The sequence below is a fragment of the Bradyrhizobium symbiodeficiens genome, from assembly GCF_002266465.3.
In the GTDB taxonomy this organism is placed as follows: Bacteria; Pseudomonadota; Alphaproteobacteria; order Rhizobiales; family Xanthobacteraceae; genus Bradyrhizobium; species Bradyrhizobium symbiodeficiens.
The window spans coordinates 1,752,957-1,779,866 of record NZ_CP029427.2; the positions used below are offsets into that span (position 1 = coordinate 1,752,957).

Here is a 26,910-nt window from a genome sequence, read left to right on the forward strand (position 1 = left end):
AAAACTCTACGATTGTAAAAAGCCGGATCTTCATAGGTTCCCTTTAGTTGTTCCAACGCTTGAGACGCATCAGAGCGTCAACTGAGCATCGAGGGACTTTAGATGGCCGTGCAGACAGATCCGCCAGTCATTTTGGCGGCCTCGCCCGATAATGTCGTCTTCGACAAAGACCCCGGAGCGAGTTATTCCGACGAACTGTTGGTTGTCGGTACTGCTATTCCTAATAGCACGATCACCGTCTACGATGGCAGCACGCTTCTTGGTACAGCAACTGCCAACAGCGCTGGCGTCTGGACGTACCAAACGTCTTCACTAACGGACGGAGCGCATAGTTTTACGGCCACAGCAACGGTCAGTGGCGTTACGAGTGCTGCGTCGTCGGCTTTCACGCAAACTATTACGGCAGGGATATCCAATTTCTCTCCGTTGACCGACCAATGGTCGGCACCAATCTTGGTTGGCGGCCAGCAGTACTATGTCGAGAATGCCAATGTTAATGGCAATGCGCCTTGGGCGATCAAACAGCTCGACAGTCATACGCTCAGGTTTGAGTTGCGCCCCAACGACATTTGGCTGGATAATGACAGTCACCGCAGTGAGATTAGTGGTGGCACGGTCTACTCGGCCACGTCGACGATAGACCTCTCATACCAGTTTACGGTTCAACCGGGATTTAACGACACGAGCGACAGTCTCGCGTGGCAAATTCTCGGACAATTCCACGCGGACGATAATGACGCGACTTACCAGTCGATCGAGGGCGGCAGCCCCCCGCTGGCGGTCCATCTCACCGGCGCAAATGGTTACGGTGAGGGCGACTATCTCGCAATCGAGGCGTTCTATGCGCTCCCGGGGCAAAAGGAATGGACCGCGGCTACTTTGCCCGGCGATCCGCTGAATAGCTATCTTTGGGTATCTTCGGCGCCGATCGTGCGGGGGCAGCCGATTGACGTCCACATGGAAGTGAATTTCCAGAACAACGCAAACGGCTTCCTGGAGGTTTGGATCAACGGTCAGCAGGTCGTCGACTATCACGGCCCGATCGGATACGGCGGTGGCGTCTACTGGAAAGAGGGAGTTTACGAAGGTTGGTCCAGCAATCAGACGATCACGGTAGACTATTCTAACACGGTCATCACGGCCAAGCCTGGCGCGCCGCTCATCTTGACCGATGTGGTGAATGGCAACCAGGTCATGTTGGGTGGTACATCCCAAGCCAATAGCGTCGTTTCAATCTATGATGGATCTACCAAGCTTGGAACGGCGACGGCGTCGTCCAATGGTTCTTGGTTTTACCAGACCAGCGCGCTGTCGATTGGAAGCCATAACCTCACCGCGACAGCAACCGATAGTGCGGGAAATGTCGGACAGGCATCTGCGATTGCGAGTGCAACAATAGCAGCGCTCACTGCTCCGATTATCACGAAGGTCGCCACGTCTGCCCCAAGCGGCGCGACGGTTACCGGAACCAAGATCACTTTCACGCTGACGATGAATTCGGTCGTGTCGGTGACGGGAACTCCGACGCTGCTGCTGAACGACGGCGGCACCGCCGTTTACAGCGCAGGATCTGGCTCCAACACTCTGACATTCACTTACACTGTCGGAGCAAACGACAGCAGCGTTAAGGGTCTTGCGATCGTCGGCGCTGACCTGCCGAATGGGGCGACCATCAAGGACGGCAACGGAATCGCGGCTCTCCTCACCGGTGCCTCCGTCCAATTTCCCGGAGTTACTATCGACGCGCAACCGGTCAAGACGCCGGTTTTCGGCGATCCTGTGGACAATGGCAATGGTACATTTACGTTTACCGGAACCGCAGGGGCCAATACGACCGTCTATTTCTCGACGCCATATGGCGTCGCGCTCGGAAGCGCTGCCGTTGACAGTACAGGTCACTGGACCTTTACGAGTCCTACTTTCGCCGGCAACACGTGGAATAGCATCCAGGCATACAACGTTAATTCGCTTGGAAATGTGAGTGCGATTGGTGTCGAGAATGGAGCGGGGTTCGGCAGCAGTTCGAACTTGCCTCCTTCTCCGATCATCACCGGCAATGCGTTGGTTGGGAGTACTGTTACTCTCTACGGCATGGTGACGCCCGGCTACTCGATCACCAAGGTTACCATTTTTGACGGCACCACGCAGATCGGCACCGCTACGATAAATAGCGACAACAGTTGGTCGTTCTCGACGAGCACCTTGGCGAACGGCGTTCACAATTTTACTGCCAAAGTGACGAATGCGTCAGGTACCAGCGCGGGCTCAATTCCGGATTTGATCACCGTTGGGACATTGACGACTGGCACTGATACGACGGCACCGACGGTCGCCTCCTTGGTCGCGGCCGGCAACGGGGTCACGGCCGGTACAGGCACCATCGGCGTTGGAAGCGTCGTGACGTTGACCATGAACCTGAGCGAGGCGGTGACGGTGGCGGGCGGCACGCCGACGCTGACGCTGAACAACGGCGGCACGGCGACATATGCCGGCGGCTCGGGCAGCAATGCACTGACCTTCAGCTACACGGTGGCGGCTGGCCAGAACACGTCCGACCTCGCGGTGACGGCCTTCAACCTGAACGCCGCGACCGTCAAGGATAGCGCAGGCAACGCTGCCAGCCTGGCCGGCGCCGTGACCAATCCATCGGGCACGCTGCAGATCGACACGACCGCGCCGACGGTGTCCTCGGTAGCTGCGTCGGGCACCGGGATCACCTCGGGCAGCGGCACCCTCGGCTCCGGCAAGGTCGTGACGTTGACCGTGAACCTGAGCGAGGCGGTGACGGTGGCGGGCGGCACGCCGACGCTGACGCTGAACAACGGCGGCACGGCGACATATGCCGGCGGCTCGGGCAGCAATGCACTGACCTTCAGCTACACGGTGGCGGCTGGCCAGAACACGTCCGACCTCGCGGTGACGGCCTTCAACCTGAACGCCGCGACCGTCAAGGATAGCGCAGGCAACGCTGCCAGCCTGGCCGGCGCCGTGACCAATCCATCGGGCACGCTGCAGATCGACACGACCGCGCCGACGGTGTCCTCGGTAGCTGCGTCGGGCACCGGGATCACCTCGGGCAGCGGCACCCTCGGCTCCGGCAAGGTCGTGACGTTGACCGTGAACCTGAGCGAGGCGGTGACGGTGGCGGGCGGCACGCCGACGCTGACGCTGAACAACGGCGGCACGGCGACATATGCCGGCGGCTCGGGCAGCAATGCACTGACCTTCAGCTACACGGTGGCGGCTGGTCAGAACACGTCCGACCTCGCGGTGACGGCCTTCAACCTGAACGCCGCGACCGTCAAGGGTAGCGCAGGCAACGCTGCCAGCCTGGCCGGCGCCGTGACCAATCCATCGGGCACGCTGCAGATCGACACGACCGCGCCGACGGTGTCCTCGGTAGCTGCGTCGGGCACCGGGATCACCTCGGGCAGCGGCACCCTCGGCTCCGGCAAGGTCGTGACGTTGACCGTGAACCTGAGCGAGGCGGTGACGGTGGCGGGCGGCACGCCGACGCTGACGCTGAACAACGGCGGCACGGCGACATATGCCGGCGGCTCGGGCAGCAATGCACTGACCTTCAGCTACACGGTGGCGGCTGGCCAGAACACGTCCGACCTCGCGGTGACGGCCTTCAACCTGAACGCCGCGACCGTCAAGGATAGCGCAGGCAACGCTGCCAGCCTGGCCGGCGCCGTGACCAATCCATCGGGCACGCTGCAGATCGACACGACCGCGCCGACGGTGTCCTCGGTAGCTGCGTCGGGCACCGGGATCACCTCGGGCAGCGGCACCCTCGGCTCCGGCAAGGTCGTGACGTTGACCGTGAACCTGAGCGAGGCGGTGACGGTGGCGGGCGGCACGCCGACGCTGACGCTGAACAACGGCGGCACGGCGACATATGCCGGCGGCTCGGGCAGCAATGCACTGACCTTCAGCTACACGGTGGCGGCCGGCCAGAACACGTCCGACCTCGCGGTGACGGCCTTCAACCTGAACGCCGCGACCGTCAAGGGTAGCGCAGGCAACGCTGCCAGCCTGGCCGGCGCCGTGACCAATCCATCGGGCACGCTGCAGATCGACACGACCGCGCCGACGGTGTCCTCGGTAGCTGCGTCGGGCACCGGGATCACCTCGGGCAGCGGCACCCTCGGCTCCGGCAAGGTCGTGACGTTGACCGTAAACCTGAGCGAGGCGGTGACGGTGGCGGGCGGCACGCCGACGCTGACGCTGAACAACGGCGGCACGGCGACATATGCCGGCGGCTCGGGCAGCAATGCACTGACCTTCAGCTACACGGTGGCGGCTGGCCAGAACACGTCCGACCTCGCGGTGACGGCCTTCAACCTGAACGCCGCGACCGTCAAGGATAGCGCAGGCAACGCTGCCAGCCTGGCCGGCGCCGTGACCAATCCATCGGGCACGCTGCAGATCGACACGACCGCGCCGACGGTGTCCTCGGTAGCTGCGTCGGGCACCGGGATCACCTCGGGCAGCGGCACCCTCGGCTCCGGCAAGGTCGTGACGTTGACCGTGAACCTGAGCGAGGCGGTGACGGTGGCGGGCGGCACGCCGACGCTGACGCTGAACAACGGCGGCACGGCGACATATGCCGGCGGCTCGGGCAGCAATGCACTGACCTTCAGCTACACGGTGGCGGCTGGCCAGAGCACGTCCGACCTCGCGGTGACGGCCTTCAACCTGAACGCCGCGACCGTCAAGGATAGCGCAGGCAACGCTGCCAGCCTGGCCGGCGCCGTGACCAATCCATCGGGCACGCTGCAGATCGACACGACCGCGCCGACGGTGTCCTCGGTAGCTGCGTCGGGCACCGGGATCACCTCGGGCAGCGGCACCCTCGGCTCCGGCAAGGTCGTGACGTTGACCGTGAACCTGAGCGAGGCGGTGACGGTGGCGGGCGGCACGCCGACGCTGACGCTGAACAACGGCGGCACGGCGACATATGCCGGCGGCTCGGGCAGCAATGCACTGACCTTCAGCTACACGGTGGCGGCGGCTGATCTTCAGGTTTCTGCACTGGCTATCACACGGGTAGTTTCCAACGGCGCAACCGTTCTGGATGTGGCCGGAAACGCGGCGAATCTGTTAGGCGCTCTAGCGACTCTTCCCAATCTTTCAGTTGATCCTAGCATCACGATCGAGGCGCTCGGATCGACCCGCGTGGTGTTGTTGGGCGGCAATTATCATCTGGACAGCATCGCAACCAGCACGGGGCCGATCCTGAAATATGCGGGCTCTGCGGTGATCGCAGCGAACTGGGGATCGTGGTCGGTTATCGGCGCCGAACAGGTGACGGGCGGCGGTTACGACGTGGTCTGGAAGGATTCTTCGAGCGGGCACTATTCGGTCTGGAGCACGGACAGCTCCGGCAACTTCGTCGCAACGCTCGGCTCCGCTCCCGAGATGCTGAGAAGCGACGCAGCGCTGAAGGCGCTTGAATCGACGCTGCAGCAGGATCTAAACGGTGACGGCACGATTACAGCACCCGTCGTCGTCGGTGGCGGCAATGGTACGACGATCGAAGCGCTCGGATCGACCAGTGTGGTGTTGAACGGCGGCAATTATCACTTGAACAGCGTCGGGACCAGCACAGGCCCTATCCTGAAATATGCGGGCTCTAAGGTGATCGCAGCGAACTGGGGATCGTGGTCGGTTATCGGCGCCGAACAGGTGACGGGCGGCGGTTACGACGTGGTCTGGAAGGATTCTTCGAGCGGGCATTATTCGGTCTGGAGCACGGACAGCTCCGGCAACTTCGTCGCAACGCTCGGCTCCGCTCCCGAGATGCTGAGAAGCGACGCAGCGCTGAAGGCGCTTGAATCGACGCTGCAGCAGGATCTAAACGGTGACGGCACGATTACAGCACCCGTCGTCGTCGGTGGCGGCAATGGTACGACGATCGAAGCGCTCGGATCGACCAGTGTGGTGTTGAACGGCGGCAATTATCACTTGAACAGCGTCGGGACCAGCACAGGCCCTATCCTGAAATATGCGGGTTCTGCGGTGATCGCAGCGAACTGGGGATCGTGGTCGGTTATCGGCGCCGAACAGGTGACGGGCGGCGGTTACGACGTGGTCTGGAAGGATTCTTCGAGCGGGCACTATTCGGTCTGGAGCACGGACAGCTCCGGCAACTTCGTCGCAACGCTCGGCTCCGCTCCCGAGATGCTGAGAAGCGACGCAGCGCTGAAGGCGCTTGAATCGACGCTGCAGCAGGATCTAAACGGTGACGGCACGATTACAGCACCCGTCGTCGTCGGTGGCGGCAATGGTACGACGATCGAAGCGCTCGGATCGACCAGTGTGGTGTTGAACGGCGGCAATTATCACTTGAACAGCGTCGGGACCAGCACAGGCCCTATCCTGAAATATGCGGGCTCTGCGGTGATCGCAGCGAACTGGGGATCGTGGTCGGTTATCGGCGCCGAACAGGTGACGGGCGGCGGTTACGACGTGGTCTGGAAGGATTCTTCGAGCGGGTATTATTCGGTCTGGAGCACGGACAGCTCCGGCAACTTCGTCGCAACGCTCGGCTCCGCTCCCGAGATGCTGGGGGGCGACGCATCGTTGAAGGCGCTGGAGTCGACGCTTCATCAAGACCTCAACGGTGACGGAGTGATTGTCCTATCTGGCAGCGGGACAATCATCGAAGCGAATTCGTTGATTATCGGCAGTGGGGCAAGCGTGGAGCTTGTTGGGTCCTATTCGGGCGCCATCAGCTTCGCGGGAGCGACCGGTACACTTGTACTCGACCAATCGACAGAATTTAGCGGCACTTTGAATGGTCAGCTTACTACGACCAATTTCATCGATCTGCGCGACATCACTGCCGGTGCTAACGCGAGCGTCAGCTACACAGGGAATAATTCACCTGGGACGCTTACCGTTAGCGATGGAACCAACAGTGCAAACTTCACTCTTAGCGGTAACTATTCGCTGGGGAATTTCATCGTATCAAGCGATGGAAATGGCGGCACAACGCTTGTAGACCCACCGCTTTCTACGGATCAGGGCAGCGCAGCCTTGGCGCGGAGCGCGGATGCCGCTTCGGATTGGCTCGATTCGATCGATTCCAAGATCGCTTTGTGGTTGCAACACTGCTCATCTGCATTTCCATCCTCGCCATTCAATACCAGTACGTCGGGTAACATCGGTATTTCTGATGTCGGTGCCAATCCGGCTCTCCAGTTGGCAACGTCTGCAATGGTCCAGCAGCACCAACAGAACTCTTTTTCTTGAGTGCTGCGCACCTCGTTGGACTGAGGGCAGGCGTTCGGAACGGCCAATTATGCTGCTCGACAATCTGACATGCCGCTTGTGGTTGATTGCGTTTATGGCAATGCTGCAGCCTGTAGGCGCTAAAACCGATAAGCGCCCATACTTGAAAATATTGTTTCTGCTAGCCCTTCTTGTTGCCGGGGTACAGCCGCCAGCCAGTGCGACCGCGTCTGAGAGGCGCCTTGCTCTTGTCGTTGGGAACGCATCTTACGAGGCGCACCCGCTCGCCACACCGGCAAATGACGCCGAACTGATCACTCGAACACTCCAGACTGCGGGATTTGAGGTCGTTCATGCCCGCGATTTAAAACAAGACGCACTTCGTCAAGTCTTCGATGAGTTTTTGGAAACGCTCAGCAAGGCGGGACCGGGTTCGATCGCTTTCGTGTATTTTGGCGGGTATGGTGTGCAGCTCGAAGGAGAGAATTATCTCCTGCCAATCGACGCGAAAATCACTGAAGCGTCGGATTCTCGCTACTATGGCGTGCGACTTTCCAATCTCACGCAAAAGCTGGCGACGCTTCGATCGAAAGCTTCGATCATAATTCTCGACGCCGCCCGGCAGAGTCCATTTGTTCTCAACGCCGTACCGCTTGCAGCCGGGCTCGCTTGGCCTGAATCTGGAGCCAACACCCTGGTCGCGTTCAATGCGGCGCCCGGTGTGATCTCGGCGGATGCAGCGCAAGGCTATGGGCCGTACGCTAGAGTCGTTGCGGGGATGATCAAGGAGGCGGGTTTTACGCCATCCGAAACTTTTCTTCGTGTCCGCTTGCGCGTCCATGAATTGACAAACGGTGCACAGGTGCCTTGGCACACCTCGAATTTCGAGCAACAACCTATACTGGTTGAACGCCCGGTCGGCCAACCGCAACCTGGTCATTTGCTTGAACGTGAAACCTGGATACGTTCCCAAACGATGGCCAGTCTGGACCCACAAGAGGCTTACTTCGCAGCCTTGGTTCGAGACACCTTTGACGCTTATGCCGATTTCCTCGCTGTCCATGGGCGTGACCCGCTTGGTAAGAGAGTTTTGGCGATGCTTTCAGTGCGACGCGAGGTGATCACCTGGAAGCGGACTTGCGAAGCAGATATACCGGAGGCCTACTGGACCTATCTAGAGCGATATCCAAACGGTGCCCATGGGGCGGATGCCCGTCGTCGGCTTGAGAAGCTGGGCGCATCGATGGGGTTGCCCGCGAAGTTTAGGAGGCAGGAATACGATATCCCTTCGCCGTTACCAGATGAGCTTGTCTACAGCGAACGGTCCGCACCGTCTCTTGCTGAAACCTCGTTCTTGCCTGAGCCGAGATCGGGACTGCGGGAGATCATAGGGGATCCCCTGGAATTTGCCTTTCGGTCGGCAACTGCTCTCTCCACCGCTCATGACCTGCCGGTGACGATGCCTCCACCAATACCCGCTCTGCCTGCAGAGCCGCCCCCCGTTGGACAGCGTGATAGCCCTCTTGGTTTCGATACGACACAGATGAGGCCATCAATTGATGAGCGCCCGGTAAGGGCCGATCTGCCTTCGGCTCGGCCCACCTCCGTTGCGACCAGGGCAGGGCTGACTAGCGAGTTAGACAACAAGAGTGTTGCACCCGCGGTGCCCGAGGTGCTTGGCTCCTTTGGCTCGGACAAACTGCCCTTTTGGGCAAATTTGGACTCGCTTCGCGCAACAGCCAAAATTGTTCCTGTTGGCACAACTTCCGAGCCAGGGAAGCTGCCGGCGTGGGCAAGCCAGGAGCCGATATCGTCAGATCGGATTATGCTATCGATCGTTGAGCCATTGTGGACGGGGGCCTTGGCCCAGTCCGATCACGCCCTACCGGTCCCCACGGCGCTGGCGCAAAGGGGGCGACGGTGGGTGATGTTGACACCAGATGCGGCCATCCCACTGCCGCTTGCGCGACCTGGCAAGCCCGCGCGGCGTTCGGTGTCCAACGAGCCAAAGATGTCTGAGCCCACGCCATCGAAGTCCATGGCCGTCTCCGGCGCAGGTCTGGCAGTTCGGCAGTCCCAAGCAACTGCTGGAGCAGCAGTTGCGTTGCGTCCGCGTTCTTCCGGCCCTACTCCGACTTCAAGGTCGATTACCGCTCGCGAAGGCTCTCCTGCCGGTACTTCATCAGCGGCGACAACAAGTAGCCGATAATTCGGCGCGACCCAGTCTTGATTTCGGCGGTAATCGCCATTCCCGGCGACAGGCTAACGATCCTGTCGTCGATCTGAAGATGAGGGTCCGGTACCGAAATGCGAGCTACGTAGGTCATTTCTTGGCCCTTTGGCTCGCTGGTTGTGTTCATGGATCCTGTTGCCTGCTTGTCTGCTGTCTTTTCGCCAGACACGTCGCGCGTGACAGAGTCGGAAGAGATGCTCAAGACCCTTCCATGAAGAAGGCCGTACCTCGTGAAATCGAAGGTGTCTACCTTGATCGCGACCTCGTCGCCCGTATGAATGAAACCAATGTCCCGATTGTTTACGGAGGCCTCAATCTCCAAGCTGCTATCGACGGGCACGATGACCATCAGCGCTTGCGCGGGAGTTACCACACCGCCGATCGTATGAACGGCCAGTTGTTGAACCGTGCCGGATACGGGCGCGGTCAGCGATTGCAGCTTGGCCCGCTGTTCAGCCTTCGAAAGATCGGCGGTAAAACCCGCGGCTTTTCTTTCAGCTTCCGCAAGCTCCGCTAACAAGATTCGACGATACTCAGCCTTGGTCTGCGAGCGTGTTTCCAATATTGTCGTGATCGCGGCTTGCATTTCGGCGACATGACTCTTTTGAACCAATCGTTCCTGCTGGCTCTCAGTCAATTGCTGCAGGACCTCGAAATACTGCAGTCTCGATCCGAACTCATTGAGGTTCTTGCGAATGTTTACGCGCTCTTCAATGGTTGGAATAATTGCATCGAGTTTGCTGATCGTCGCAGAAATACTTGCCAGCGCAGCTTCCTTCTGCGCTTTCTGACCGTCCAGCGAAGCAATCTTGGCTCGGTGCTCTGAGACTTGCGCAATCAGAAACTGACGCTGCATGGCCACCCGATCTGGGCTGGCTGTCGCCGGAGGATGGAAAGCCCCCAGAGGATCATCCGTATCTGCAAGTGCCGCCCTCAATCTTGCCGTATCGAGTTGGGCAGATTGGAGGTCACTCTGGAGATGATTGATCTCGCCGTCATTAATTGTCGGATCGAGTTCGATCAACGTTTGACCAGACTTGACGAATTCGCCCTCAGAAACGCGAATAGAGCGCAGTACGCCCGTTTCAAAGGGTTGGATGATCTTACTGCGACCCGTCGGGATAACTTTACCAGTCGCGGTTGCCACTATGTCAACTCGGCCGAAAGCCGACCATGCGAGGCCCAGGACGAGCATCGCGAGTATCGTTGCCCCTATCGCGCGCCCAAGCGGCGAGGGGGGCGTTTCAACAATTTCGAGCGCTGCCGGCAGAAACTCGAGTTCTTCGTGATTACGCGGCTTGGGAGCGGTCGGGAATGGCAGCAATTTCGAAGTTGACTTCATTTTCATCTAATCCCATGAATTTATTGCATATTTCTGATCAACCTACAACGAATCCGTTTTTTGCCCGAGCCCGGGCTTTGAGAATAATGCAGCTTCTCTGCCAAATGGGGATATTTTGGGAAATTCGCGTGCCAAATCGTCGCCGGAATATGGCTGTAAGTTTACCAATAAGAAATATCATTTAAGGTCGGCGCCGGATGATGGCGCGGGCTGCCAACAGGGCAAATAATGACCGTACATTCGGACATGCCGGGTCACAATGATCCTGGTCTCATAGCACTGGCGATGCTGCTACGCTTTCATGGGGTCAGTGCGGACCCTGTGCAAATACGACACCATTGCGGCATGTCAGACGTAGGCACCGCTGAAATGGTGCGTTGCGCAAGAGAGTTTGGTCTCAAAGCACGTGAACTGAAGACGGATTGGGGGCGGCTACTCAAAACGCCTCTGCCTGCGATCGCCGCACTCAAAGACGGTGGGTTTCTTCTCCTTGGCAAGATCGGCGATGACAAGGTCGTCGCTCAGTCAACCAGGACGCCCCGGCCTGAATTGATGACGAGGGCCGATCTGGAAGCCATATGGGACGGGCGTCTCGTTCTCATGACGAAGCGTGCGAGCTTGACAGAGCTAACGCGCCGTTTTGATTTGTCTTGGTTTCTCGGGGCAATTCATAAATACCGCGCTCAACTCTATGAGGTGCTCATCGGATCCTTCTTCCTCCAGCTCCTCGGTCTCGCATCGCCGCTGTTTTTTCAAGCGGTTATCGACAAGGTGCTAGTGCAACGAAGTCTCAGCACCCTGGATGTGCTTGCAATCGGGCTCGTTGGGATAGGTCTGTTCGAGACTATTCTTAGCATCCTGCGTACTTACCTCTTTTCACATGCGACCAATCGTATCGATGTCGAACTCGGAGCGAGGCTGTTTCAGCACCTGCTTGCGTTGCCGACCGCATATTTCCAGGTCAGGCGGGTGGGCGATTCCGTGGCCCGTGTGCGTGAGCTCGAGAACATTCGAAACTTCCTTACGAGCTCGGCCCTGACGCTGGTTATCGATCTTTTTTTCACCTTTGTTTTTTTGGGCGTCATGCTTTGCTATTCGCCGCTCCTCACGGGAATCGTCGTCGCCGGATTCCCCCTCTACATATTGATCTCTGTCGGGGCAACGCCGCGATTTCGATATTTGCTCGACGAAAAATTCAAACGTGGTGCTGAGAACCAGGCTTTTCTTGTCGAATGCGTCAATGGCGTCGATACTTTGAAGGCGATGGCGATCGAACCGCAGATGCAAAGACGTTGGGAGGAGCAGCTGGCGGGGTATGTAGCTGCGAGTTTCAGGGTTCTCCGGCTTGGCAACTATGCAAGTAACAGCGTTCAATTCGTTAATAAGCTCGTGACAGCCGGCATCCTGTATTTTGGAGCTCGCCTTGTGATCGCGGGCGACCTGACGGTCGGCGAACTCGTTGCGTTCAACATACTTGCGGGCCGCGTGAGTCAGCCGATCTTGCGTCTCGTGCAGATCTGGCAGGACTTCCACCAGGCACAGATATCGGTGGATCGTCTCGGCGATATTCTCAACACTCCGCCTGAGCCCAGATTCAATCCGGCTCGCTCGGCATTGCCCGCCATCAAGGGAGACGTCAGTTTCGACCGGGTCGTTTTTCGTTATCGTCCCGACGGACCCGAGGTGCTGCACAAGGTTAGTTTCGATATTTCCGCCGGGCAGGTGATCGGCATTGTTGGGCCTTCCGGTTCAGGTAAGAGCACCGTCGCCAAGCTGGTTCAACGCTTGTTCATTCCAGAGAGCGGTAGAATACTGATTGATGGCGTCGACATATCCATGGTCGACACGTCTTGGTTGCGTCGGCAGATCGGTGCCGTGTTGCAGGAGAGCGTTCTTTTCAATCAGTCCATTCGAGACAATATCGCGTTGTCAGATCCTAGCATGTCGATCGAACGGGTCGTGGAGGCCGCAAAACTAGCAGGCGCTCACGAATTCATTCTCGAACTTCAGGAGGGGTATGATACGGTCGTGGGAGAACGCGGTACGAGTCTATCGGGCGGACAGCGACAGCGAATTGCCATCGCGCGCGCTCTTGTGACAAATCCGCGCATTCTCATTTTCGACGAAGCGACGAGTGCGCTCGACTATGAAAGCGAGCGCATCATCCAGGACAACATGCGCCGGATCGCGCAAGGCCGGACGGTATTCATTATCGCTCATCGCCTCTCAACCGTGCGGCGGGCAAATCGAATATTTACCATCGATCGCGGTCGCTTGGTCGAAGACGGAACTCACGACGAGCTGATCACGAGTGGGGGGCGCTATGCCGCGCTTCATCGAATGCAGTCAGACATTCAGGAAGTTCGGTAGCAATCGTTAGTGATCGTTAGCAATTGTTGCTGGAGATCGAAGCAGTTGGTTTTATCGCACTATCTGAGAAGTCCTTGCAGCGCCGCCTGAAATGCGTCATGACTTCAATGCAATGTTTGCGCGTTGCTGCGATTCTAAACCGAGACGATCTTGATGGCCCACAAGTTGAACTTCGATAACATGTCAGTCGATGAGTTGTGGCATCTGCACGAGGAGATCGGGCGGGTTTTATCAATGCGTCTTACAACCGAAAAGCGGGAGTTGGAGAAGCGTCTTGCGCAACTGCGCCGGGAGAATGACGCTCGGCATGCGAATGCGCAATCCTCCTCCGACTTGGAGCGCATCCGCCGTAAGTATCCGCAAGTACTGCCGAAATACCGTAATCCGAACTCCCCGACCGAAACTTGGTCCGGCCGAGGAAAGCAGCCGCGTTGGTTGGTGGCAGCTTTGAAAACAGGTCGCCAAATTGAAGAATTCGCGATCTCTCAGTCTGGAGCCGCCAAGCGGAAGTCTGGCGATCGTCGGCAAAAGGGACACGCCTCCCGCGTTTGAGACCGCTAGGCCTGCGGTTGCCAGGTCACTACCTCTGATAGAACATCATTTAATCTTATATCTGTAATTGCTTCATGCGGTCCATTCCGCGTACTGCTCCGGAGTCTGGAAAGCGATGGGCCGCGATAGCAGCCCATGTTGTTCCTGCCTCAGCGTGATAGGCAAGCGCCGTAAGAGCGTGAGGGCTGGCCGCTCTGGACGGTTCCGTTGCCGCTCATGCAGGACTGCTTGAGCAGAAAGCGCGGCTGATGCTCGTCGCGCTAGACTAAGCTGATGCTCGTCGCGCTATGCTAACTGCAGCTCTGTGCCGAACAATTTCAGATTGGATACGGCGTCTCTCAGATCTTTCCAGTCCGACAATCGCTCCGGCGGAACGCCGGCAATTCCATCTAGGTCGACGATTGGTCTCGCTTGAAAACGACTCACATAGGCGTTGCCAAAGTCGCTGCTCAGGAATTCTTCGACCTGCGCTGTCCACGCTCGTTTGTGGGATCGGCAGGCGTCGGTATCCCTGTCTGAATCACGAAGTCTCGCCAGGAGCACTTGCCCTTCATCAATGAGATAGGCAAGTCTTTCGCGAGTCTGTGCAACCTCCATAGCGATTTTCCGGGTTTTCTGACCTCGCGCATATCGCGCTACGGGCGCTACGCCAAAGTTCAGCAGGCTTCGCGTGATCTCCAGCGGGAAGTGGATCGCCGCCAATACCAAAGTCGCCGCCAAGAATTGGCCCACATTGATGAGCGCGTCCATACGTTGTCCCAGATGAAGGGGTCTTGGCACCGCACATTCTGAAAATCCGAATTTAATTTGCGGTTATAGGCTCCAATCTCAGAATTTTATGCTTTGTCCATTTAACTAATTCTCTGAGGACTTTATATAGTTATATTTCAATTTGTCTCGTGCCAGCGGCGCGATAAAAAACCTCCCCTTTGGGGCAGAGGCAAAGGCGCAGTTGGGACTTCGATTATCATTTGCGACGGTATTTGAGTAGGGCGAATGGCGCTATTTTCCTTTAAACGAAATCTCGTCGGAAAAGTCCTTGGCCGCTTTAATGCGCAGAGTCGTTTCGAAAATTCCAGCAAAAGGTTTGAGGTGCCGGAAATTGACCCCGTCGATTGGAACGTTGAAGAATTTCGACGCCTGCTCGACGAACCGCTCAGATTGACAAATGAGTCCGTAACGTATGACGATACAGCGTCGGATGTGGGTAAGTCAGCCTTTACGGAGGGCGAGTCCGTCAAAGAAGAGTCCGCCGAAGCGAGACATCCGAATTCTGACGATCACAGGCTTTATTCTTTGGCGGAAGGCGATGCTCTTCTCCAGACGAAGGCTGATGACGATGAGATACTTTCACCCGTTGCTACGGGAGACGAAACTTATGGTGATCCGTCTACGATAACCCCTCATTCGCAAATAGAGCCAAGCGTCGAGCCTGAATTAGCTTCATCGCAAGCGAACGAAGGCCAGCTTATCGGGAATGCAAGACCCGTTCTTGTGGTCAACATCGAGGTGGCACTGGCGGCCAGAGTCGATGCCGTTAACGAATGGGTGCCGACAGATCACCCCGAAGAAAAAACTGCTCACCCTTCGCTGATTGACGTAGAGTCGGTAACGATAGTTGAAGCGCCTTTCGGGCTGCTTGAGGCCAGCTCGCAGGAGGTGCGCGCTCCGCTCGAGGATGATGGGCCTGATGTCTATCCTGACAACCAGCCGATCTTGGGCGATGTTCCTAGCTCTTGCTTCCCGGCGAACGAGACAGTTTATTTGCCTCCATCGGCTCCCGTTGCGTCGAGCACTGCTCCGGCTCGGAATATAGTTGCTGATCGATCAGGCATACCCTTAGACACGTTGTTGCAGAAAAGTTCTGAGGCTTACCCGGCCGATCTTGGAGACCACATTGCTTTGGCAGGTGATGCCGAAACCGATCTTGTTTTGCCGGAAGCGAGTGAGGCATTCCATGTTCTAATTTCGGTGCTCAATTCGGAGACGAAGTCAGCAATTGGGGGCGATCCGGAGTCTGAACACTTTGATCCACCGGCAATCTATTCGGCTGAATCGGCTCTCGCCGTATCCGCACCGCCCTATGCCGTTTCGTCGACACCGGCTGAGGAGGCCGATGCGGACCCAATTGCTGGCGGTTACTCTCCATCCGCGCCTGAAGGGGGCGACGACGTTAGCAAATTGGTCTCTCCGGGCTCAGATGGCCTCGACTCGCGTGATCACCCTTTTGCGCGGCGAAGTGCTTCTTCAATCGGTGAGGTGCTTCCAGAAGAATCGACTGCGCTGCTCTCGACCTTTGCTGTTCTATCTTCAATTGAGACTCAAAAATGGGACAGCTTAATGCTCTCCGATGGTGAGGCGACGAAAACAGTCGTTCAAGATCCGCCGATTGCAGAAGCAATTGCTTTGCCGAGATTGAGGTCGGCCCCAACTTCGTCGGCAATGGAACCCGTTGAGGCTGAGCTGGCCCTGGTCCAACACGTCGATAAGATGCGCGCAGTGGGTATTACGCAACCGCGTGCGGCGAATGCCGCAAGCGACGCTGAGGACCTCGCGTGGCTCTCGGAGGCATCCCCGCACAAAGCAATATTCGAAGAAAACGTTTGGGCGGCGCCGGCAGATCGAGAGCGTGCAATTGTCCTGCGGTGGGCGTTGAGGGATATCAGGGCCAAGCGCTTAGGTTTGTTCCCACTGGACCAGCACGTTTTTCAGACGCTGCTCGACATGGGCTTGGCCGAGTTGTCGGATGGACAGCCCATCCTGACGCAGGCAGGTTCGGCCGCCATTGCCTCGACCTGATTGTTCGTGACCGGGCAACGCTCACGCCCAAGAGCTGGAGGAAGCCCGCAAATCCATAGGTACGTTAACCCGCTGAGCGGACATCAAGATTAATTTTCAAGTTCATTTGTCCTGGACGGGCGACGGTGTACGGTGAGTTCAGCGAAGACGATCGTGATCGTGTTGCTCAGAATGGCTATCATTGCCTCGACAATCGGACCTTTGAGATGAAGAGCTTTAAGAAATCGAACCAACTAGGAGATTGGCTCAACGAAGGGCTCGCCTCCCGCTATAGGAAGGTGAAGGGGCTTCGCGAGCTGGTTTCTCAGCTCGAGAGTCCGGCGGTCACCGCGACCACTGTCGCGTACGATTTGGCGATCGGTGGAAGGCAACCCCTGCGAAGGGTGGGAGCCATCATGAGAACACTTCATTGATGAGATTTGACATCTCGGACGCAGCCGGCGTCGTTAATCCACTCGTGAGGGCAGTAGGCGAGTGACGGCGCATCGACTTCCATGCCATCGCGCTTTATGGCGTCGCGCGTGCCCCATTGACTGACCTGCTCCCCTGTTTGCCCTCGTTTATAAGTAGAGTCTGTTCTGGTTCTGCCCCTGAGTGGGGCGGGTTGCAAACTCGGTTGGCGTGAGCCCGTTGAGGCTCGTGTGCGGTCGGTTGGTGTTGTAGTCAATTCTCCGAAGTCGAGCGACTACCGCAGGTTCTGATCCTGCGGGATCGACATCGGCGCCCTTCTGCCCAGTGCCTGCTTGCGGCCACCACGCTTGCGCACCGTCAACCGCTCCTCCTTGTAAAAAGCCGGTAAAGCTTCTTCCGATTGATCCGGATCGCTTGCCGAGCCAATAGCAGCCCCACGCGACGGTAGCCGAAGCGGCGCCGTTGCGAAGCCATTCCCTCAGCCGCCGCCACAACGGTCCATCGTCCGGCCGTGTCGAGGCATAGCAATAGGACTTCGCTGCAGGCCAACCAGCCTGCAGGCCCGCCGCTGCGAGTAGCCTTTCTCATCGATCGCAGATCACAGCTCGTCTCCGCAAGCTGGGCGTCAGAAGTTTTTTGCATCTCCTGCGGGTGTCGAGCCGCCCAGCATCGACTCCGTCAGCAGCTACTTGAGCTTCCGGTTCTCCTCTTCCAAGGTCTTCAGCTTGCGGGCGTCGGAGATCTCCATCCCGCCTTACCGCGACCGCCACTTGTAAAACGTCGCATCGCTGATGCCGTGCTTCCGGCACAGATCGCTCGCCGACATCCCGGCAGGATGTTCCTTCAAGACCTTTACGATCTGCTCTTCCGTGAACCTGCCTTTACGCATCGTCTGTCTCCTCGGTGGAGAACAGAACCCTAACTCAAAACCGGGGGCGTTTCAGGGGAGCAGATCCACTCGTCCTCTCCGGATTCGCGATCAGATGCATGGCTTCAACCACGATGTGTCGCTTGTCACTGGAAACTCCTAGGGACTCGAAATCATAGGAGAATAGGTGATGGAATAGCCTAAAGCGTGATGGCATTAGCTTCGATAGCCTGAGTTCTTGAGGTAGTTCGCGCATTCTTGTGATGTAAATGCGCCAAGGAGTTCGCCGATGGCGGCGCAGACCGCATCGACGCTTCTTGCGGCAGCTTTCCGGAGCAGATGTTGAGCTTGGCAAAGACCTGTTCGATCGGGTTCAGATCGGGTCAGTATTTTGGCAGGAAGATCAGCTTGGCTCCGGCAGGGCGGATGAGCTGGCGCACGGCTCTGCTTCTGTGGCTACCGAGATTGTCCAGGACGACGATGTCGCCGGCACGAAGGGTCGGCAGGAGAACCTTTTCGACGTAGATCCGGAAGCTCACGCCATCGATTGGTCCCTCGATGAACCATGACGCATCGATCCGGTCATGGCGCAGGGCCGCCAGGAAGGTCATGGTTTTCCAGCGGTCATGGGGGACTTTGGCGGGGAGCCTGTGCCCGCGCGGCGCCCATCCCCGCAACGGCGCCATGTCGGTCCGGGTCCAGGTCTCGTCGATGAAGACCAACCGCTCAGCCTCGACGCGACCTTGGTACTTTGTCCACTGGGCTCGCCGCCGTGCCACGTCGGGACGATCGCGTTCGCCAGCCACCACGCCTTTTTTGAAGCTGAGCTTCTCGGCATGCACGAAGTCCCACACCGAGTGATAGTCGACCTTCAGGCCGCGACCGGCAAGTTCGGCAACGAGCCCGCGTATGGTGAAGTCGCCGTCCTTGATCCGTTGCGACAGCAAGACCGCGTGGTCTCCCGAGACCGCCTTCGGCTTGTGACCGCCCACCTGGCCGGGAGCAACGCTGCCGGTCTCGTCGACCCGCTTCATCCAGCCGATCGCTTCGCTGATCGCCACCCCAAACTGCTTGGCGGCCCGATTGCGGGACATTCCGCCCTCAATCGTCGCCACCACCCGCTTGCGAAGATCCAAAGAATAAGGCTTGCCCATCCATGCTGGCCTCCGCCCAGCCAGCATGATGAATCGGAAACAGACCGATTTGGGAATCGCAACTCGATTCAGCCTAACCCCATCCCGCCTTAGGCAAGCGGTAGCGTTGCTGCGTTTGCTAGTACAAAGCGACAGCCGTTGGGAAGTCTCCGGACGGCCTCTGCCATATTGGGTTTGCCAATGAGAGGCTGATCTAGGCCGTCCCGGAGGTATCAAGCCGACAGTTTGCGATGCCCAGTCAGGGTGCTGGTAGGTTCTCAGTCCGCGCACAAATCGCGCACACGAGCGCATGCACATCAGGGAAATCCGGCTTGGATTTCTCGATCTGGCAAGCCGATATATCGGATGGATTGAGCGGCGCTTCGTCAATCGAAAGGGAATAATCGGTCGTCTTCGGGGAGGGCGGCGTAAACGAGATAGACGAGCGTCGCGGCACCAAGCGCGAGCAAAATGACTGTTGCCAATGCGAGCCACCACATGATCAATTACAAACGTGTTTGGCCGGCCTCGCCGGTGCCGTGTAATTCTTGCACGCGAACTCTTCTATCGGCGTCACAAAAGTGCGGCGAATGCCCCAACTCTCGAGGGCCTTGAATGCGGTGATTAGCCAAATTGTCTCGCGATCGGTCTCAAAATCAATCACAGCTGCTCTCCGCGCCAACCGGTGCTGTTCTTGTCAAGCGGACGGCGCTGCTACATTTGCAACTGCCGAGCGAACCTGCAACGGTAAGTCCAAATTAACCTAACGGATCATGGTTATCGCGGTCAGATCGCGATTATTCTGAACCTTGCATGTGAAGCCGGTCGAGAGCCCTGACTGTTAAATTCAGGGCTGTAGATATCTTTGGTGGCGTACTGACCACACTGTGCCCATGTGCCTTTTGGTCGCCCCCGCGCCGAACATTGGATGGCCCCGGCAGCCGAGGCTGCCGCGATTGTCATAGCCTTCACTGCTGCTTTCGGAAATTAATGAGAAATCATACTCCCGGGATAACCTTCCCTTGGTTGCCCAAACAGGCTTACATCGAAACTTGGTCGGCGAACGTTTAACGTTTTGGCCAAAATCAATTAACTCAAATTTAAATAGCCTTGGCTAGTAACATTAAATTCCAGGAGTGAGGTCGTGCGTGAAATTGACGGCATGCTTGGCGAGTTGCAGCGCGATATTGTTCGACAGCGTCAGCTTATCGAAGATCGCCAGACGCTTGTCGTTGTCCTTGAGCACGATGGCCACGATGCGAGCGACCAGGAAGCCGTGTTGCGGGAAGACCGTGCTCGTCTTGCCGTAATGGTCGCCCGACAATTCGCTTTGGTGTCCAAAGCCTTGTAAGCGCACCTTGCATTGGGATCCACGCGCTGAAAGCTTTGAGATCCCGCGCTGGCAGCGCGGCCGGATATGGACGTAGCATATTTAGACTCGGGCCAAAATTATACTCGCTGTTGGCCAGGCTCCACCAGGATTCGATCTAAGGTCCTATGACAGTTTGCGGGGTGGGCGAATTCTTATGTGATGTGAAGTTACCCGCACGCGGCTCGACATCGCTTCGCGATATAGATCCGTATAGCTATCGGCCACGATGCTGGCTGTGAATCGAGAGCGTACCCTGGCGGAAGCAGCTTTACTGGCTCGTGTGAGAAAGCCGGTGTCGGTGATGAAGTGTTCGATTGCCTTTTCCAGTCCGCCTTCATCCCTAGGTTCTACTATGATGCCGCTTACACCGTCGTCGATAATGTCCGGAATACCAGACCATCGTGTACCAATGGCTGGCAAGCCGAGCGCCATTCCTTCGAGAAGACAAAGTGGGTACATCTCTCCAGGTTCATACGTGGGAAGCACTATAACTTGAGCGCTGCGCACCAGCGCGGGCACCGCGCGGTGGTCGACCTTGCCCTTACATTCGACGATTTCCCGTAAGCCGAGGCGGTCGATCTTGTCTTCAATCTGGCCTCGTGTCGGCCCATCGCCGATAAACATGGCCCGAAGTTTGGGATGACGTGGTGCAAGCTTGGAGAGCGCATTCAAGAGTTCGATATGACCCTTGCCGCTGACCATGCGGGCGACGAGGGCAAGTCTAAAATTGTCCTCGGTCGATGGCATCGAAGCGCTGGCGAATAGCTGTTCGTCAACGCAGAAAGGGATGACGCTGGATCGGGCGGCAGACACTCCCTCGGAGTTCAATTCGGCAAGCGCGGCCTTATAGGGCATTACGATTGTTGACGCGATTTTCTTCTCGATCCAGAAGGTAACGTCTGCGAGCCGATCGCGCTGCGCGGCGAACCAGCTCAACGTGCCATGATGAGTGACGATGACCGGCTTGCCCGCGAGGGCCGCTGCAAGAAAGCCGTCTAAGCAGGAAAGACCAACTGCCTGGACATGCAATACGTCATTTTCTTTGAGCAGATTGTAAAGAAATCGAATTCGCCGTGTGCGCAACAGTGCGGTCGCGACTTTCTGGGGTAGGATGCTTAAGAAGGCTTGCCTACCGGGGAGATCGTAGACGGCTATGCCGCGCTCGCTGGCGATCTTCAAAACATCCTGTCTATCGCTGAGTTCCATCGCGATGGCTGGAGCAAGTCCGCGACGCATCTGGGCCCTGGTTAATTGTAGAATGAATGTCTCAACGCCGGTCATGCCGAAATTCGTGCCCATATAATGCAGCACTCGGATTGCTGGGCGACGATCAGCTCGGGCTGCGCCTTTCAGGTGCAATCCAGGTAGCCCGACTGACGCGAGCGGGGACGCGACATCGATTTCGACAAGCCCAAGCGCGTCCAATAAGTCCGCAAAGAACCCTCCGCATGCGGCCACGCCGAGAGGAAGCCATGCTGCGAACTCTGTTAATCGTACGATATTCAATAAAAGTCCCTCGAGATGTCGATAGGCGAAATTTAAAATATTAAACCATTCTTCGCCCTGACCGCTGCGACTTTATGGCGCAAGGCGCCGTTTACCCCAACGCAGACACTCTCTAGGTCAACCAAGCGTACTCGGTGGCGACATGTCAAATCAACAAACTTCATCTTTCCTTGGGGAGTCATACGGGTTCACGGCCTGCTTTGTGAGGCAACATCAATAACATCGGTCGCTAGGCAATCTGTCCAAACAGCACTGCGCGTGTTCGTGATCACTCGACAGCTCAGCCCTACCTCACGCCTAGCCCGATAACGAGAGTAAATCGGAATGCTGAATCTCGACGCGCTGGTTACGCAAAGACTCGCAACCGCTTCCTTTTCATTGTTCTCAGGCGGGCCACGATCTTGCGGGGATAGGCAGTCGATGACGAAGGCGACAAGGCGACGCCGATCCAGGTTGCGACATGGTGAAGTAGGAAAGCCGGAGGACATTCCGCCGTGGCGCCCTGAACTGATGTTTGATGTGATCTAGCGAGCACAGCGCAGCCTTGTCGCTGATCGTGGTCTTGACGGATGTACCGCGAATAACTCCTTGCAAACCCATGTTCCAGATCAATCGCGACACCGTGCAATAGGCGAAAAAGTAGCCGATTTCTGGCGTTGCCTCAAATTGCAGGCCTTAAAGCGTAGGGGCGGATTGTTAGAGAATGGGCGACACGCTGTCGGCGTGCCGAAACTTCAGCTGCTCAAAGCCCTACTTTGAGCCGTCCGCCAGAACCAGCGCCCGCCGGATGACCAATGGCCGCGATTCGTATCAAAGTCTGCGACCGTCACCATCGCGTCGATCGAGCAGCGTTCCTCTCTTGGTGGAAGCCCGAGATGTCATTACTGCTGTCCATACGATGATCCGCAAAAAGGCTCACTTAGATCTTGACGCATGGTTGGAACGAGCATGCACAGGCCTCGTGGCGTCCCTTCGCCAACAGTGTCACCTGCGACAAGACCGACATCGACCCCATGCGAAGCTCGAGGATGCGCTCTATCTCGGCAACCTCGAAGATAATCGTGATTGGGGCCACGCAAAGGATTATTTCGAGGGCATGCACCGATCGAGGCCGATAAGCCAAACGATTACATGCTCGCCACTGGCGAACTGCACTCAGCGCGAAAAATAATAGAACTGGCTTTCGCCGATGTCAGCCGTCAGGTCGTGTGCGGCAATGAAGTAGAAGAGAGCCGCGTTGAAGCCGCAAGGCCTTCGTAGAGATGCGATCTAGCTCATTTCCGTGTTGTCGAAAGCGACCTCCTCGTCGGCGACACCAGCAAGGCGCGTCAGATGCTAGCTGGAAGCCGAGAGCAGGCTTTATCCAGCCGGTCGGGGAGATGGTGGCCGGCGATCTTGCCGAAGCGAAACGGGACTAGTGATAAGCGTGCCGTTTGATCTGTAGCAAGCGCGTTTACGTCGCCGGTCGTCGTGGCGTGTCGGCAGCGCGCTGGCTTGCCCGTGGGACGTCAAAGATTTTACCGTTGATCGACACGACCCAGACTTGTGCAAAAGGGCTGCGTGTTAGATTGGTTGGCGAAGGAAAACCGCAGATCATCTTCCACGCCGTTGCGAGGGACCCATTCCAGCGTCGCGAACTCGACGGCCTCGAAGCTGCGCCATGGTCCGCGCCGATGGATCACCTCGGCCTTGTAGAGCCCGTTGATGGTTTCGGCGAGGGCATTGTCATAGGGAATCTCCGACGCTGCCGACAGAAGGCTCGACGCCTGCTTCAGCCAGGCGTTCGGTGTATTTGATAGAGACGTATTGGCTGCCCCCTGTCGCTGTGGTGCACGAGCCCGCCGCGATGGACCGGTCGTCGATCGTGCAATGCCTACTCCAGCGCATCGAGCACAAAGCCTGCATGCGCCGTGCGCGAGGCTCGCCAGCCCACGATCCTGCGGGCATAGGCGTCGATCACAAAGGCGACGTAGACAAAGCCCGTCCAGGTCGCGACATAGGTGAAGTCGGAGAGCCAGAGGACGTTCGGCCTTGGCGCCTTGAACTGGCGGTTGACGTGATCCAGCGGGCATGGCGCGGCCTGTCGCTGATCGTGGTTTTGACCGGCTTGCCGCGGATAACACCTTGCAAACCCATGTCCCTCATCAGTCGCGACACGGTGCAACCGGCAACATCGAAGCCTTCACGCTTGAGCTGCCGCCAGACCTTGCGCACGCCGTAGACGGAGAAGTTCTCATCGAACACGCGCCGGACCTCGATCTTCAGCCTGACATCCTGCCTGGCGCGCGCCGACAGCTTGGCCGGGTCGCGCCGTTTGGCCACATGGGCATGGTAGGTCGAGGGGGCCACCGGCAACACCTTGCAGATCGGCTCGACCCCATGCGCCCCACGATGATCGTCAATGAAGGCGATCATGGCTTGGACCGGCGGTCGAGCTTCCCCTCGCCCGACAGGCGAATGTCTTCATTCGCCGAAAGGGGCCGTCGCAAAATAAGCGCTTGCCTTGCGCAGGATCTCGTTGGCCTGCCGAAGCTCGCGGTTCTCTCGCTCCAGGGCCTTCAGCTTCTCGGCCATCTCGGTCGGAACGCTCGCCCGCTGCCCGCTATCGACCTCGGCCTTCTTGACCCGGTCATGCAGCGTCTGTGGCGTGCAGCCGATCTTGGCCGCAATTGACGTCACTGCCGCCCACCGCGACGGGTGCTCGCCGGCGTGATCCAGAACCATCCGAACTGCTCGGGTCCGGACTTCGGGTGAAAACTTGTTCTCGTCTTGCTCGTCATGGCTCCATCCTCTCAGGAGTTGGAGCCTCCGGCAAACCCGGGGCGGTTCACTGTGCCCACGTCTAGGGGTTGACCCGGTGGCCAATATATCCAAGAAAGACCTCCTCGTATGGCACTTTGCGACCAATCGTGCTTGCCGGATAGCGCGCAGGATTCTGTCGCCTGCTCTTTCTTCTGGAGGCAATTTGCATGGCGGAACGGATAGCTCTCATCACCGGGGTAACCGGGCAGGACGGCGCCTATCTCGCAGAGTATCTGCTGTCGCTCGGCTACGTCGTGCACGGCGTCAAGCGACGTTCGTCGTCCTTCAATACCGCGCGTGTCGATCATCTCTATCAGGATCCACATTTGGGCAACGTGCCGTTCCTGATGCACTACGGGGACATGACCGATTCAACCAATCTGATCCGCTTGGTCCAGCAGATCCGGCCGACTGAAATCTACAATCTTGCCGCCCAAAGTCACGTTGCCGTCAGCTTCGAGAGCCCCGAGTATACTGCCAATGCTGATGCGGTCGGCGTGCTGCGTTTGTTGGAGGCGATCCGCATTCTCGGTATGGAGAAGGACACCCGGTTCTATCAAGCCTCGACGTCGGAGCTTTACGGTCTCGTCCAGGAGATTCCGCAAAAGGAGACAACGCCCTTCTACCCCCGTTCACCTTACGGAGTGGCAAAACTCTACGGTTATTGGATCACCGTGAACTATCGTGAAGCTTACGGCATGTTCGCCTCTAATGGCATTCTGTTCAATCATGAGAGCCCAGTCAGGGGCGAGACATTCGTGACCCGCAAAATTACCCGAGGCGTAGCGCGCATTGAGGTTGGTCTTGAGGAGACACTCTATCTTGGTAACCTCGAGGCCAAGCGCGATTGGGGCCACGCGCAGGATTATGTTGAGGGCATGCACATGATCCTTCAGGCCGATGAGCCTGACGATTTCGTGCTCGCCACCGGTGAGCTGCATTCGGTGCGCGAGATGGTAGAGTTGGCCTTTGCGGAAGTGAGCCGTGAGATCGTATGGCACGGTAAGGGGGTCGAGGAGATCGGCATCGACGCCAGAAGCGGCAAGATCGCTGTAAAGATTGATCCAGCCTATTTCCGTCCTACTGAAGTCGACCTCCTCGTTGGAGACGCAAGCAAGGCGCGCCAGGTGCTTGGCTGGAAGCCGAAGCGGAGCTTTATTCAGCTGGTCGGGGAGATGATAGCGAGTGATCTCGCCGAAGCGAAACGGGACGCAGCACATGAACAGCGTACCCTTTGATCTCACTGGCAAGCGTGTTTATGTCGCCGGCCACCGTGGCATGGTGGGTAGTGCGTTGGTGCGGCGGCTCGCCCGAGAGGGCGTGACGATTGTTACTGTTGATCGAAACGACATCGACTTGCGCAACCAGGCTGCCGTGTTCGATTGGTTTGCAAAGGTAAAACCGCAGGTCGTCTTTTTGGCCGCTGCGAAAGTTGGCGGCATCTTGGCGAACGACACGCTCCGCGCCGATTTTATTTACGACAATATCGCAATTGCGACCAACGTTATACATGCCGCGCATCGGAACGGTGCAGAGAAGCTGATGTTTCTCGGCTCTTCCTGCATTTATCCGCAGCTGGCGCCACAGCCGTTGCGGGAGGACATGGTGCTAACCGGTCCGCTCGAACCAACCAATGAGCCATATGCGGTCGCCAAGATCGCCGGGATCAAGATGGCCGAGGCCTACCGCAGCCAGTACGGCAACGATTTTATCAGCGTGATGCCGACCAATCTGTACGGTCCCGGCGATAATTACCACCCCGAGCATAGCCATGTCGTAGCGGCCTTGATCCGACGTTTTCATGAAGCAAAGGCAGCGGGCGTGAAAAGCGTCTCCGTCTGGGGAACCGGAACGCCACGCCGCGAATTTCTATACGTCGACGACATGGCCGACGCCTGCGTCTATCTCATGCGAGTTTATTCCGGCGCCGGGCTGATTAATATCGGCGCCGGCAAGGACATAACGATAGCTGAATTCGCACGGCTCGTCGCGGATGTTGTTCATTATAGGGGCGAAATCATCTTTGAACCGTCGAAGCCCGACGGCACGCCGCGCAAGCTACTCGACGTCGGTCGCCTTGAAGAGCTTGGTTGGCGTGCGAGGACATCGCTGGCCGACGGTCTGAAGCAGGCGTATCAGGCGTATCTTACGCGACGATAAGAGGGCGACAGTCTCGCCCGTTGCGCATCGCAATCCACAGAGCCATATTGCAGCAACGCTTCTATCTCGAAAACGGATCGTTGGTATCATCGGTTCGATGCTCCACCATTTAATTGGCGAGGA

Annotated in this window: 12 protein-coding genes, 3 pseudogenes and 1 other annotated feature; of the genes and pseudogenes, 8 read left to right on the forward strand and 7 right to left on the reverse strand. The window is 57.7% G+C overall.

Going from position 1 to position 26,910, the window contains the following annotated elements; all coding sequences use genetic code 11:
- The first annotated feature begins 102 nt into the window (after positions 1-102).
- Both CIT39_RS08060 and CIT39_RS08065 read left to right on the forward strand, forming a co-directional pair.
- Complete coding sequence (locus CIT39_RS08060; RefSeq protein WP_109853891.1) at positions 103-7,260, forward strand: heparin lyase I family protein; 7,158 nt, start codon at positions 103-105, stop codon at positions 7,258-7,260.
- 49 nt (positions 7,261-7,309) lie between these two features.
- Entirely contained in the window at positions 7,310-9,448 is a 2,139-nt protein-coding gene (locus tag CIT39_RS08065; RefSeq protein WP_162308407.1) for a caspase family protein, read from the forward strand.
- Here CIT39_RS08065 and CIT39_RS08070 read toward each other — a convergent pair.
- Positions 9,387-10,814 (reverse strand): HlyD family type I secretion periplasmic adaptor subunit, encoded by a 1,428-nt coding sequence (locus CIT39_RS08070; RefSeq protein ID WP_094975891.1) that lies wholly within the window; start codon positions 10,812-10,814, stop codon positions 9,387-9,389. The genes CIT39_RS08065 and CIT39_RS08070 overlap by 62 nt on opposite strands.
- A 228-nt stretch (positions 10,815-11,042) precedes the next feature.
- Between CIT39_RS08070 and CIT39_RS08075 the strand changes: the two genes are divergently transcribed.
- Positions 11,043-13,184, forward strand: coding sequence for a type I secretion system permease/ATPase (locus CIT39_RS08075; protein ID WP_274542493.1), 2,142 nt, complete (start codon positions 11,043-11,045; stop codon positions 13,182-13,184).
- A 153-nt stretch (positions 13,185-13,337) separates the two neighbouring features.
- On the forward strand, positions 13,338-13,736 hold the full coding sequence (locus CIT39_RS08080; protein WP_181955141.1) for an H-NS histone family protein: 399 nt from the start codon (positions 13,338-13,340) through the stop codon (positions 13,734-13,736).
- A gap of 285 nt (positions 13,737-14,021) precedes the next feature.
- Here CIT39_RS08080 and CIT39_RS08085 read toward each other — a convergent pair whose 3' ends face one another.
- Positions 14,022-14,486 (reverse strand): hypothetical protein, encoded by a 465-nt coding sequence (locus tag CIT39_RS08085; RefSeq protein WP_094975885.1) that lies wholly within the window; start codon positions 14,484-14,486, stop codon positions 14,022-14,024.
- Positions 14,487-14,732: 246 nt separating this feature from the next.
- Between CIT39_RS08085 and CIT39_RS08090 the strand changes: the two genes are divergently transcribed.
- Positions 14,733-16,535: a hypothetical protein gene (locus tag CIT39_RS08090; protein ID WP_334273092.1), complete on the forward strand. Its 1,803-nt coding sequence runs from the start codon at positions 14,733-14,735 to the stop codon at positions 16,533-16,535.
- 688 nt (positions 16,536-17,223) lie between these two features.
- Here the strand turns inward: CIT39_RS08090 and CIT39_RS08095 are convergent.
- The 4 genes and pseudogenes from CIT39_RS08095 to CIT39_RS08110 form a co-directional block, all read right to left on the reverse strand.
- Positions 17,224-17,835: pseudogene (locus tag CIT39_RS08095) on the reverse strand (transposase); the annotation flags it as partial.
- A gap of 195 nt (positions 17,836-18,030) precedes the next feature.
- Positions 18,031-18,968: pseudogene (locus tag CIT39_RS08100) on the reverse strand (IS630 family transposase).
- Between the two features lie 1,102 nt (positions 18,969-20,070).
- On the reverse strand, positions 20,071-20,271 hold the full coding sequence (locus CIT39_RS08105; RefSeq protein ID WP_094975882.1) for a hypothetical protein: 201 nt from the start codon (positions 20,269-20,271) through the stop codon (positions 20,071-20,073).
- Positions 20,272-20,442: 171 nt separating this feature from the next.
- A complete protein-coding gene (locus tag CIT39_RS08110; protein WP_244607542.1) occupies positions 20,443-21,600 on the reverse strand; it encodes a glycosyltransferase family 4 protein in 1,158 nt (385 codons plus the stop codon).
- Between the two features lie 1,123 nt (positions 21,601-22,723).
- On the opposite strand from CIT39_RS08110, the gene CIT39_RS33185 reads away from it, so the two are divergent.
- A complete protein-coding gene (locus tag CIT39_RS33185) occupies positions 22,724-22,996 on the forward strand; it encodes a GDP-mannose 4,6-dehydratase (protein WP_414645245.1) in 273 nt (90 codons plus the stop codon).
- A 346-nt stretch (positions 22,997-23,342) separates the two neighbouring features.
- Here the strand turns inward: CIT39_RS33185 and CIT39_RS08120 are convergent.
- A pseudogene (locus CIT39_RS08120) lies at positions 23,343-24,549 on the reverse strand (IS3 family transposase).
- Positions 24,166-24,281, reverse strand: a sequence feature (AL1L pseudoknot). It overlaps the preceding pseudogene by 116 nt.
- Positions 24,550-24,794: 245 nt before the next feature.
- On the opposite strand from CIT39_RS08120, the gene gmd reads away from it, so the two are divergent.
- Both gmd and fcl read left to right on the forward strand, forming a co-directional pair.
- Complete coding sequence (gene gmd / locus CIT39_RS08125; protein ID WP_094975816.1) at positions 24,795-25,865, forward strand: GDP-mannose 4,6-dehydratase; 1,071 nt, start codon at positions 24,795-24,797, stop codon at positions 25,863-25,865.
- Positions 25,846-26,787, forward strand: coding sequence for a GDP-L-fucose synthase (gene fcl, locus CIT39_RS08130; protein WP_094975815.1), 942 nt, complete (start codon positions 25,846-25,848; stop codon positions 26,785-26,787). The genes gmd and fcl overlap by 20 nt, the downstream gene beginning before the upstream one ends.
- The last annotated feature ends 123 nt before the right edge of the window (positions 26,788-26,910 follow it).